The organism is Bifidobacterium angulatum DSM 20098 = JCM 7096, assembly GCF_001025155.1.
Taxonomy (GTDB): domain Bacteria; phylum Actinomycetota; class Actinomycetes; order Actinomycetales; family Bifidobacteriaceae; genus Bifidobacterium; species Bifidobacterium angulatum.
Genome location: NZ_AP012322.1, coordinates 693,844 through 705,637, shown reverse-complemented (window position 1 = coordinate 705,637; position 11,794 = coordinate 693,844). Strand labels below are relative to the sequence as shown.

Here is an 11,794-nt window from a genome sequence, read left to right as displayed (position 1 = left end):
CGTTCGATCACTTGGTGATGGAGGCGTAGCGGAAGCGGAAAGATGCGTCGAGCACAACGCCCTTCACGCTGGTGCCGGTCACGGCGGTCTGCGCACCCTGCAGCAGCGGGATGGTGGACAGGTCGTCGGTTTCCTTCTCCTGAATCTCCTTCAGGAGGTTCTCGCGGACGGACTCGTCCTTCTCGCCGGCCTGCTTGACGATCAGATCGTTGATCTCCTTGTTGGAGTAGCCGTTGTTGACGAAGTTGCCGTCACGGAAGAACGGGGACAGATAGTTGTCCGGGTCGGAGTAGTCCGGGAACCAGCCGAGCTGGTAGACCGGGTAGGAGCCGTCGGAATCCTCGGTGACCACACGGTCCTTGTTGAACTGGGTCCATTCGGTGGACTGCAGATCGACCTTGAACAGGCCGCTGGATTCCAGCTGGGACTTGATGGCGGCGTACTCGTCGGCGGAGCTGGAGCCGTAGTGATCCGGGTTGTACTGCAGCTTGAGGTCGACCGGGGTCTTCACGCCGGCGTCGGAGAGAACCTTCTTGGCCTTGTCGGTGCTGGGCTTGCCGTTGCCGTCGCCATAGGCGCTCTTCAGGGTGTCGGAGTGGGAGGTCAGGCCGTCCGGGATGAAGGAGTACATCGGGGTGTAGGTGTTCTTGTAGACCTTGGAGGCCAGCTCGTCGCGGTCGATGAGGTTGGCGACGGCCTGGCGCACGGCCTTGGCCTTGGCTGCGTTCGGTTCGCTGGTCTTCTCGCCGTAGGGCTGGATCCTGAAGTTGAAGGTGAGGAAGCGCTCTTCGCCGCCCGGGCCGGTGACGACCTTGACCTTCTTGTCCTTGGACAGGTCGGAGATGTCGGTCGGGGTCAGGGAACGGTAGGCCACGTCGATCTGCCCCTGCTGCACGGCCATCTTCAGGTTGGACGCGTCGGCATAGTACTTGACCTGCACGGCATCGTTCTTGGCCGGGGTCAGACCCTTGTAGGAGTCGTTCTTGGCATAGGCCAGGGCCTCGTTGAGCTTGAAGGAGGTCAGCTTGTACGGACCGGCGAAGGCGTTGTCCTTGACGATGGTGTCGGCGTCGGTCAGCTTGCTGTCGGAGAAGGACTCCTCATCGACGATCGGGCCTGCCGGGGAGGACAGCACCTGCTTGAGGGTGACGTCGTACGGCACGGAATCGGTGAACACCACGGTGGTGTCGTCCTTGGCCTTGACGTCGGTGATGTTGGCGAGCAGCGATGACGGACCGTTCTCGTCGTTGATCTTCTTGACGCGGTCGAAGGAGAACTTCACATCGGAGGAGGTCAGGTCGTGGCCGTTGGCGAATTTCAGACCGGACTTCAGCTTGACGGTGAACTGGGTGCCGTCGGAGTTCCAGGTGCCGTCGTCGGCGGCGATATCGGCGCTCAGCTCGGAAGTGTTGTAGTCCTGTGCGTACAGGAACGGGAATACCTGAATCTGCGCGGCGTAGGAGCCGTTGTCGTAGGAGCCTGCCGGATCAAGGCTGGTGATCTTGTCGGTAGTGCCGATGGTGATGGCATTGCCTGCCGTGGCATCGTCCTTTACGCCGCCGCATGCGGCAAGCGATGCGATGGCGGCCACGGATACGGCGGCAGCCATAATCTTCTTAGCATTCATGAGGGATACCTCTCTCTATCTCCCGCGCCGCCCTAAATGGCGCAGGCTGTGGGCTAACGTAACCACCTAATGTTTCTTTGCCGTTTCACCTGAAGAGAACGCCTGCCGGGAATCGGCCGGATTATAAGGCATTGCAACGTTTTGACGCGATATGCCATCATTGACGAAGCGTCCACAATATGAAACGACGCCATCGGAGCGGCATTGCCGCCGCCGACCAGCGACACGCCATGCGGGTATGGCTTGCATCTTTGTATTAACTGCGTTAATATCTTAATCAAGTTCAGATTCAAGGATGAGAGAACAGACTCAAGGAGGTGTCAGCCATGGCAAGCCCCACCATCAACGCAGCATCACAGGCAGGAATCGCCGAAACCAACCGCTCCCGCATCATGCGACACCTCTACCGCAACGGCGTCAGCTCACGCGCGCAAATCGCCACAGCCCTCGGCCTCACCCCAGCAGCCATCACCAAAAATCACCGCACAACTCATCGAAGCGCACGCCATCGAAGAAACCGGCGACCTCGACGGCAAGAAAAACCGTCGCTCCATCGGCCTGGCACTCGACACAGCACACTTCCACGTCATCGGCGTCAAATTCGCACGCTCCCTCGTACAAATCGGCGTCTTCGACCTCACCGGCAACCAATCCAGCCTCACCACACTCCCCTACGTATCAAACGACACCATCGGCGAAACCATCGCCACCGTGCACAGCACCATCGAACAGCTCCTGCACGAAGACCCCACCATCGTGGCCATCGGCATGGCCGTCCCCGGCCCCTACCTGCGCAACAACGGCCACACCGCCGTCGTATCCTCCATGCAAGGCTGGCGCGCCATCAACTTCATCGACGAATTCGCCAACAGCTTCACCGTCCCCGTCTTCATCGAACAAGACGCCCGCGCAGGCGTACTCGCCAACTCCCTCTTCGACCCCAACAGCAACGGCGAACCCAACCTCGCCTACTACCTCGTCGGCGAAGGCGTAGGCCTCGGCGTCATCGACCACGGACGCATCATCAACGGCGCCCTCGGCACCGCCACCGAAATCGGCCACGTCTCCATCGACGTCAACGGCAAACCCTGCGACTGCGGCAACATCGGCTGTCTGGAATGCTACTGCTCCACCCCAGCCATCCACCAAATGCTCATCGACAACGGCACCATCGTCAACGGCGCAGACAGTATGAGCCACACCGAAGCATGCCGCGCACTCTTCGCACTCGCACACCACGGCGACGAAGCAGCACTCGCCATGATCCGCACCATCGGCACCTACATCGGCTACGGCTGCCTCATCATCTTCAACACATTCAACCCGCACACCATCGTCATCGGAGACATTGTCTCCGAAGCAGGCCAACCCCTACTCGACGAAATCAAACGAACCGTCAGGCAACGAGCCATACCGGAAATCTACGAATCCACCACCATACGGCTCACCACCATGCCCACGGATGCCACAGTCCTAGGCGCAGCGGCCGTGGCAATCAACTACCTGCTCGACCACCCATCAGATTTTTTCAGCTTCAACTAGCGAAAAACACCACAATCCACCACAACGGAAGGAACCCATCATGACCAAGCCAATCGTGCTCTCCCTCGGCGAACTGCTCTGGGACATGCTCCCCACCGGCAAGCGCGCAGGCGGCGCCCCCGTCAACTTCGCCTACCACGCCATGAAGAACGGCGCCGAAGGCTACTCCATCAGCGCCGTCGGCGAAGACGAACTCGGCGACGAACTGCTGGCCGAAACCGCCAAGGCAGGCATCCACGCCGTCATCCAACGCAACGCATGGCCCACCTCCACCGTCGAAGTCGAACTGCGCAACGGCATCCCGGAGTACACCATCATCAAGGGCGTTGCATGGGACCACATCCTCTACACCCGTCAGCTCATCGACATCGTGCAGCAGGCCGACGCCATCTGCTACGGCACCCTGGCCCTGCGCTCCCCCGAATCCCACGCCACCATCACCGAACTGCTCAAGCACGCCAAGCCCGAAGCAATGAAGTTCTTCGACATCAACCTGCGCGGCGACCACTACTCCAAGGAACTCATCGAAGAACTGCTCGGCTACGCCACCGTATTCAAGATCAACGACGAAGAGCTCCTGCTCCTGCGCGACATGTTCGACATCCGCGGCACCTCCGGTGAAGACGCATGCCACTGGTTCATGGACAAGTTCGACCTCGACTACGTGATCCTGACCGCCGGCGCCGCCTACTCCACCATCATCTCCAAGAAGGGCGAAACCTCCACCGTCGACACCGCGCGCGTGGAAGTAGTCGACACCGTTGGCGCAGGCGACTCCTTCTCCGGCACGTTCACCGCACGCATCCTGCAGGGCGATTCCCTGGTCGAAGCGCACCGCAAGGCCGTGAACACCTCCGCCTTCGTATGCACCCAGAACGGCGCATGGCCGGAGTACCCGGAGCAGATCCCGGATTACCTCGCCGCAGCCGGCAAGTAATCCCCCACTTCCTTTCTTTTTCATCACCTCTTTCCGCGAAAACGCCCGTTGCAACTTCCGCAGCGGGCGTTTTCGTATCATGGGCTTTGTATTCCGGTATTCCCCGGTATTCCCCGGTATGACCAGACGTCCGTATGACATGTTCGACACACTCAAGGCCGTTCGGCCAAGCCTACGGTCTCACATGCCATACGGACGTCTTTGCTTCCCCACAAAAGCATCTATCGCTTCACGGCTCAGCAGCCAAGCCTACGGTCGGATCATCATACGGAAGCCCCTGTTCCTCCTACACAATCGACAGATTGAGGAACCCCAAACCACCGACGCTCAGAACACCGTCAGCGTCTACAGTTTGAGAAGAACCCAAACTACCGACGCTGAGAGGGGTGCCAGCGTCGGTAGTTTGCAAGGAGCTGAACTAGGCGGTGGGAAGGCAGCTTGGGCCGAACAGGATCTTGATCTCGGCGAACAAACTGGTGTCACGCTTCACCCGGAACCGGTCGCCGAACGTCATCACCTCGGCGTTGCCTTTGGCATCCATAACCGCAAGCTTCACCTCGCAATACCCCGGATGATTCGTCAGCACATGCCCCAGCTGCATCATATGCCGCCGATCCAGCGCAGCCTGCGGCAGGGTAATGATCACCGGCCGTTCGTCCGCCGCCTCCAACGTAGGCACCTGCATTTCGGTGGCGCGCATGCTCACCGTCTCGTCGCGCAGTTCCACCATGCCCCGGATCTGCACCACCTGATCGACGGTAAGCTCGGCGGCCGCCGCCTCATACACCTTGCCGAAGAACATGCACTGAATCGAGCTTTCCAGATCCTCGACGGTCACAATCGCCCACGCATTGCCACGCTTGGACACGCGGCGGTCCACGTTGGTGACCAGACCGGCGATGGTCACCTGCTGGCCCTCGCCCATGGTCTTGGCCCTGTCGATCAGATGCGCGATCGACATCTCACGCAACCCGGCAAGCACAGCCGTCATACCGGACAGCGGATGGTCGGACACATACAGGCCCAGCATCTCGCGTTCGAAATTCAGCTTGGTCTTCTTATCCCACTCCTCCACATCGGGCACGGTGACGGAAGCGTCGCCCATCACATCCTGTTCGTCGGCATCATCCATGTCGCTGAACAGATCAAACTGGCCTTCGGCCTCCTTGCGCTTCAAACCCACCACCGATTCGATAGCGGTTTCGTGAATCTGATACAGCGCACGACGATTCGGATCAATCGAATCGAACGCGCCGGCCTTGATCAGCGATTCCACCAAACGACGGTTCAACGCGCTGAGCGGCACACGACGCACGAAGTCCATGAAGTTCACGAACTTGCCGCGCTTGCCCTCACGCTCGGCGATGATGTCGGCCACGGCCTTATCACCCACGTTGCGGATGGCGCCCAAACCGAAGCGCACCACGTCGCCCACAGCGGAGTAGGCGTACACGGATTCATTCACATCCGGCGACAGCACCTGGATGCCCATGCGCCTAGCCTCGCCCAAGTACAACGCGGTCTTGTCCTTGTTGTCCTTGGTGCCCTGCAGCAACGCGGCCATGAACTCGACCGGGTAATGCGTCTTCAGATACGCCGTCCAATACGAGATCAAACCGTATGCGGCGGAATGCGCCTTGTTGAACGCATAGCCGGAGAACGGCACGAGCACATCCCACACGGCCTGCGCGGCCTCTTCGGAATACCCGTGCTCCTTCATGCCCTGGAAGAACGGGATCTTCTCCTTGGCCAGCACCTCCGGCTTCTTCTTGCCCATGGCTCGGCGCAGCACGTCTGCCTTGCCCAGCGAATAGCCCGCCAGGATTCGCGCCGCCGACTGCACCTGCTCCTGGTACACGATCAGACCGTACGTCTCGTCGAGCACCTGCTTGAGCGGCTCCTCCAGCTCCGGGTGGATCGGCTCGATCTTCTGCAATCCGTTCTTACGCTTCGCATAGTTGTTATGCGAATCCATATCCATCGGGCCCGGGCGGTACAACGCGATCAGTGCGGAAATATCGTTGAAGTTATCGGGCTTCAACGATTTGAGCAGCGCACGCATGCCGTCGGAATCAAGCTGGAACACGCCCAGAGTGTCGCCACGCGCCAACAGCTGGTAGGTTTCCTTGTCGTCCAGCGGAATCTTGGTGTAGTCCACCGGGTCCTTGCCGTTGGCCACGATGTTCTTCAACGTGTCCTGGATGACCGTCAAGTTGGACAGGCCAAGGAAATCCATCTTGACCAGACCCAGCGTTTCGCACGTATGGTATTCGAACGTGGTGGTGACGGTGTTATCCACGCGCTGCAGCAGCGGCGAAGTATCGGTGATCGGCTCGCTACCCATGATGGTGGCGCAGGCGTGCACACCGGTCTGGCGGATCAGCCCCTCGATGGTCTTCGCCTTGTCGATGATCTTGTGCGCGTCCGGATCGGACTCATACAGTTCGCGGAACTCACGCGCCTCGGCATAATGCTTCGACGTGGGATCGAAGATCTCCTTCAGGCTCGCGTCCTTGCCGTTCTTGCTCGGCGGCAGCGCCTTGGTGACCTTGTCGCCCATGGCAAAGTCGTAGCCCATGATGCGTGCGGAATCCTTCAACGCCTGCTTGGTTTTGATCACACCGTAGATCACGCACTGCGCCACCTTGTCGCGGCCGTACTTCTCACCGCAGTAGTCGATGACGTGCAGACGCCCCTCCGGGTCGAAATCGACATCGATATCAGGCAGCGACACACGTTCCGGGTTCAGGAAGCGTTCGAAGATCAGACCATGCTTCAACGGGTCGAGTTCGGTGATGCCCATGGCATAGGCCACCATCGAACCTGCCGCGGAGCCACGCCCCGGCCCCACCATGATGCCGTGGTCCTTCACCCACTGGATGTAGTCGGCCACCACCAGGAAGTAGCCGCAGAACTGCATCTGGCAGATCACACCGCACTCGTAGTCGGCCTGCTTGGACACCTCCTCCGGCACATTGTTGTCGTACCGGCGTTCCAGGCCTTCCTCCACCTTCTTCAGGAAGAGCGACGCCTCATCCCAGCCTTCGGGGCAGTCGAACTGCGGCATGAACGCGCCGTCCTCGTGATCGTCGAACATCACGTTGCACCGTTCGGCAATTTCCAGCGTGTTGTCGCATGCCCCCGGGAATTCCTTGAAGATCTCGCGCATCTCCTCGGCGGGCTTCAGGTAGTAGCCCGTGCCGTCGAATTTGAAACGGTTAGGATCGTCCAGATGACTGCCGGAGTTGATGCACAACATGGCGTCCTGCGCCTCCGCATCCTCGGCGTGCACGTAGTGGGAATCGTTCGTGGCCAGCAGCGGTGCATCGAGCTTCTTGGCGATTTCGAGCAGACCGGGGATATTGCGGTTTTCGATGGTCAGCCCATGGTCCATGATCTCGATGAAGAAATTGTCTTTGCCGAAAATGTCCTGCAATTCGCCTGCCGCACGCAGTGCCTCGTCAAACTGGCCCAGCGCAAGCCTGGTCTGGATGATGCCAGACGGGCAGCCGGACCCGCAGATCACACCCTTGGAATAGGTGGAAAGCACCTCTTTATCCATACGCGGGTAGCGTTGCACGCGGCCTTCAAGGTTGGCTACGGAACTGGCTTTGATGAGGTTCACCAAGCCCTCGTCGTTCTCCGCCCACAACGTCAGGTGGGTGATCAGACCGCCGCCGGACACGTCGTCGCGCCGCTGGGCTTCGGTGCCCCAATGCACGCGGCTTTTATCCTGACGGGCGGTTTCCGGCGTCACATACGCTTCGATGCCGATAATCGGCTTGACGCCAACTTTGACGCAGTTGGTATACATCTCGTAGGCGCCATGCATGTTGCCGTGATCGGTGATGCCAACTGCCGGCATACTGAGATCGGCCGCGTATTTCGCCAATTCGGGGATTTTCGACGCGCCGTCCAGCAGCGAATAATGCGTGTGATTGTGCAGATGTACGAAGTTTCCCGAATCAGACATACTCTCTAATGTACCGCATGCATTGATTTACATGCACTGATTTACATGCACTGATTGAATGCACAACCGATTGGACTGGCGTCCAACGGCAACTCTTTTCTCAATCTGCCGACGCTCACACGTCTCTCACCGTCGGCAGATTGAGGAACACCTAAACTACCGACACTGAGAGGAGGCTGAGCATCGGCGGTTTGGGGAAGATGCCCGTGCTATACGAGCCGTATCAGCAGATTCAGCGGACTCTGCGACCGTGCGTCAGCGGGCAGGGGCTTCGCCATTATCGGCGTGCCGCGCCCGCATGGCGTCCAGCGCATGCGCAAGATCGGCCGGGTACGAGCTGGTCACCGTGGTCCACACATGTGTGCGTGGATGGCGGAATTCCAGCTGCATGGCGTGCAGCCACTGGCGTTCGATGTTCAGATCCTCGGCAAGCACCGGGTTCGCGCCATACATGTGGTCGCCCACCAGCGGATGCCCGATGGACGAAAAATGCACGCGGATCTGATGCGTGCGCCCTGTTTCCAAATTTACTTTGACCAGGGTGGCCTCGCTGCCGAAGCGCTCCATCACATCCCAATGCGTGATGGCCGGCTTGCCGGCAGGCGTAACGCAGAACCGGAAATCGGAGACCTTCGCACGCCCGATCGGCGCTTCGATGGTCGCCCTGTCTTCTTTGAGATTGCCTTGCACGAGCGCATGGTAGGTTTTGACCACCTCATGCTCGGCGAACTGCCGGCGCATCTCCACATAGGCCAGATCGGATTTGCATACCAGCATCAACCCAGATGTACCCACGTCAAGCCGGGAGACAATGCCCTGCCTGCCTGCGGCACCATACGCGGTGATATGCACGCCGCGATCGAGCAGGCTGCCCAGCACGGTCGGACCCGTCCAGCCTACGGATGCGTGCGCGGCCACGCCGACCGGCTTGTCGACCACGACCACGTCGTCGTCCTCGTACACGATCGCCATATCGTTGGCGATGGGTTCCGGCTCCTTGCGTTCCTCGACCAGGTCGATCTCCACGGTCTCCCCCGCCTGAAGCGTAGTGGATTTGGTGATCTCGCGATCGAGCACACGCACCTGACCGGTGTCGATCAGCGTGGCGGCCTTGGACCGTGAAACACCAAGCATCTTGGAGACGGCCACATCGAAACGTGCGCCGACAAGCGCATCTGGAGCTGGAACCACACGACTCATTGAGCCTTACTTCCCTGTTCGCTTGATTCGAGTTCGGACGGTGCAGACGATGCTGCTGACGCCGATGCCGACGCTTCCGCGGAGGCGACGGATTCGGCCGACTGCGCTTCGTCGGAAAACGGCACGTTCACCAGAATCATCGCTACAATGGCCACGCCGGCGATGGTGAGGAAAATATCGGCAACATTGCCCACGGACCATCCGTAATCGATGAAATCCACGACCTTGCCGTTCAAGAACCCATCCGCATAGCTCACGCGATCGACGAGATTGCCGAGCGCTCCCGCAAAAGCGCAACCGAGCGTCGCGGCCCATGCCTTGGACGTGGTACGCAGGCCGAGCACCACGATGACCACGCAAGCCACCATGGCGAGTATGGAAATCACCCAGGTGAAGTTCGATCCCAGGCCCAGCGAAGCGCCCGGATTACGCACCAGTGTGAACGACAGCAGACCGTCGATGACTCGCATCGACTGGCCGCCTGACAATGCGGACAATGCCCACAGCTTGCTGATCTGATCAAGCAGCAGGGCCACCGCCGCCACGCACACAAAGACGGCCACGCACACGCGTGGCCGTCCCGCTAGAGTCTTGCCACTCACTGGCCAGGCTGCTCGATCTTGTCGTAGTTGTTGCTATCGGACACCTGCTGCTGCAGGTTGTTCAGGAAGTCGGTCAGGCGAGCACGATACTCGGTCTCGAACTGCTTGAGCCCCTGAATGTTGCCTTCGATGACCTTGGACTGGTGGGTGAGGTTGTCACGCACCTGCTGAGCGTATTCGTCGGCTGCGGTACGAGTCTGCTGATCGTACTCGGAGGCACGCTTCTGAACCTGGGCCTCGTATTCGTCGGCTGCGGTACGAGTCTGCTGATCGTACTCGGAGGCACGCCTCTGAACCTGGGCCTCGTATTCGTCGGCCTCGTTGTGCTTGCCGCTCAGGTAGGTGTCGGCATCCTGACGGGTCTTCTCGGAATAGGCGTCGGCCTCGGCGCGCGTGGTCTGCGAATAGGCGTCGGCATCGTTGCGGGTCTTCGCGCTGTAGGCGTCGGCCTCGGCATGGGTGCGCTTGTTGTATTCGTCGGCCTCGCCATGCGAATGGTTGGAGTACTCGTTGGCCTTGGCGATCAATGCGTCATACTCACGCTGGCTTTCCTCGGCCAGCTCCTGAGCCTTGGCCTTGCCCTTGTCGACATACTGATCATGCAGCTGCATGGCCAGGGAGAGCATTGCCGTGGCGCGTTCGGCCTCGTTGCCACCGCTTGCGGCGGCGCCGGCGATCTTCTGCAGGGAGCCGGTTTCAGTGCTCGGCTCGACCTTGGACAGCTGTTCGCGCAGCTGTTCTTCGCGCTTCTGGGATTCCTGAAGCTTCTTGGCGAGATCCCCGGCCTGAGCCTGAAGCTGCTGGCCCTGGGCCTGAAGCTGCTGGTTGTTGGCCTGGAACTGCTCCAGCTGGCCGCGCAGCTGTTCGCTCTGGGCGCGGAACTGATCGCGCTCCTGCTGGACCGCTGCGATCTGCTGGGCCACGGCGTCCTGATTGCCGGAAGCCTGTGCCGCCTGTGCGGTGAGCTGGTCGATCTGGGCGTTCAGCTGATCGACCTGGCCCTTCAGCTGCTCATTGCTGGAGGCAAGCGTGCGGTTCGCCTCTTCGGTTTCGGAGAGCTTTGCGGTGGCCTCGTTCAGCTTGGCGGTCAGAACATCGTTGTCGTTGTTGGAGGACGCAGCCGCAGCGACGCTCTTCAGTTCGGTATTCTCGTTCTGCAGCTGCTGCACCTGTGCAGTAAGATCGGAGATCTTCGTGTTCAGCGACGAGACTTCCGGGCCAAGAGCCTGGGTGGACTGGCCGCCAGCGACAGCCTGCTTACCAAGAGCCTCAATGGTCTCGGTGACCTGATCAAGGAACTCGTCGACCTCGTCAGCGTTATACCCTTCCTTGAAGCGCACGAGCTGGAAACGATGTTCCCTGATGTCCTTCGGCGTCAACAGAACCATAAAATTACACCTCGATTCAAGGCCGTGTATGCCTCGGTTACGTTGATAACATTTTCGACCTTACCACGTAACACGGTCTCATGTGGGCAGAACGGCGATTATTCAAGCCTTTTGGCTTGTCTTGACCTGTCGTTGGCCTGTCAGATCAGCACTCGTAGCACGACGAGCAGGAAGTACAGCACCATAAAGCTGACATCCAATCCGATGGCACCCATGCGGATCGGCGGAATGTAGCGCCTCAGCCATCGCAGCGGAGGCTCGGTCGCCATGTACACGGCGTTGATGAGCTCAGCCACGAATCCTCTTGGATACCAGCGTGGGAAGAGTATCGAGGCCCAGTCCAGCAGCATACGGATGAACAGCACCGCAAGGTACGCGTCGATTGCAAAGTTGATGATGCGCAACAACAGATAAATCAGCATAAACCCACCGTATCAAGGAATGCGGGCATTACGCCCGGAACGTACTGGCCGGCCGTTTGCGCAACGGCCGCATATGATTCGGGCGCCCGGAACAGCCATGGCT

Annotated in this window: 7 protein-coding genes and 1 pseudogene; 2 read left to right on the top strand and 6 right to left on the bottom strand. The window is 59.8% G+C overall.

All coding sequences use genetic code 11. From position 1 onward, the window contains the following. Positions 1 to 7: 7 nt before the first annotated feature. On the bottom strand, positions 8 to 1,627 hold the full coding sequence (locus BBAG_RS02830) for an ABC transporter substrate-binding protein (protein ID WP_003825879.1): 1,620 nt from the start codon (positions 1,625 to 1,627) through the stop codon (positions 8 to 10). 326 nt (positions 1,628 to 1,953) lie between these two features. On the opposite strand from BBAG_RS02830, the pseudogene BBAG_RS02825 reads away from it, so the two are divergent. Both BBAG_RS02825 and BBAG_RS02820 read left to right on the top strand, forming a co-directional pair. Further along, positions 1,954 to 3,169 (top strand): annotated as a pseudogene (locus tag BBAG_RS02825) (ROK family protein). Between the two features lie 40 nt (positions 3,170 to 3,209). Further along, positions 3,210 to 4,106 carry a carbohydrate kinase family protein gene (locus tag BBAG_RS02820; protein WP_003825873.1) on the top strand — a complete coding sequence of 299 codons (897 nt, stop codon included), beginning with the start codon at positions 3,210 to 3,212 and terminating at the stop codon, positions 4,104 to 4,106. 418 nt (positions 4,107 to 4,524) lie between these two features. On the opposite strand, the gene dnaE is transcribed toward BBAG_RS02820, so the two are convergent. The 5 genes from dnaE to BBAG_RS02795 all read right to left on the bottom strand — a co-directional run bounded on the left by dnaE (position 4,525) and on the right by BBAG_RS02795 (position 11,691). Then, complete coding sequence (dnaE, locus tag BBAG_RS02815; protein WP_047750068.1) at positions 4,525 to 8,079, bottom strand: DNA polymerase III subunit alpha; 3,555 nt, start codon at positions 8,077 to 8,079, stop codon at positions 4,525 to 4,527. Positions 8,080 to 8,334: 255 nt separating this feature from the next. Further along, positions 8,335 to 9,279 (bottom strand): RluA family pseudouridine synthase, encoded by a 945-nt coding sequence (locus BBAG_RS02810; RefSeq protein ID WP_003825869.1) that lies wholly within the window; start codon positions 9,277 to 9,279, stop codon positions 8,335 to 8,337. Further along, positions 9,276 to 9,881 (bottom strand): signal peptidase II, encoded by a 606-nt coding sequence (locus BBAG_RS02805; protein ID WP_047750066.1) that lies wholly within the window; start codon positions 9,879 to 9,881, stop codon positions 9,276 to 9,278. The genes BBAG_RS02810 and BBAG_RS02805 overlap by 4 nt, the downstream gene beginning before the upstream one ends. After that, complete coding sequence (locus tag BBAG_RS02800; RefSeq protein WP_003825865.1) at positions 9,878 to 11,269, bottom strand: DivIVA domain-containing protein; 1,392 nt, start codon at positions 11,267 to 11,269, stop codon at positions 9,878 to 9,880. Before BBAG_RS02800 ends, BBAG_RS02805 begins: the two co-directional genes overlap by 4 nt. A 140-nt stretch (positions 11,270 to 11,409) precedes the next feature. Then, positions 11,410 to 11,691: a YggT family protein gene (locus BBAG_RS02795; protein WP_003825863.1), complete on the bottom strand. Its 282-nt coding sequence runs from the start codon at positions 11,689 to 11,691 to the stop codon at positions 11,410 to 11,412. Positions 11,692 to 11,794: the final 103 nt, after the last annotated feature.

What these genes read in the sequence shown, in the direction of transcription:
- BBAG_RS02810 (WP_003825869.1), bottom strand. Translation starts at nt 9,279, where the DNA reads ATGAGTCGTGTGGTTCCAGCTCCAGATGCGCTTGTCGGCGCACGTTTC.
- BBAG_RS02795 (WP_003825863.1), bottom strand. Translation starts at nt 11,691, where the DNA reads ATGCTGATTTATCTGTTGTTGCGCATCATCAACTTTGCAATCGACGCG.
- BBAG_RS02820 (WP_003825873.1), top strand. Translation starts at nt 3,210, where the DNA reads ATGACCAAGCCAATCGTGCTCTCCCTCGGCGAACTGCTCTGGGACATG.
- dnaE (WP_047750068.1), bottom strand. Translation starts at nt 8,079, where the DNA reads ATGTCTGATTCGGGAAACTTCGTACATCTGCACAATCACACGCATTAT.
- BBAG_RS02830 (WP_003825879.1), bottom strand. Translation starts at nt 1,627, where the DNA reads ATGAATGCTAAGAAGATTATGGCTGCCGCCGTATCCGTGGCCGCCATC.
- BBAG_RS02800 (WP_003825865.1), bottom strand. Translation starts at nt 11,269, where the DNA reads ATGGTTCTGTTGACGCCGAAGGACATCAGGGAACATCGTTTCCAGCTC.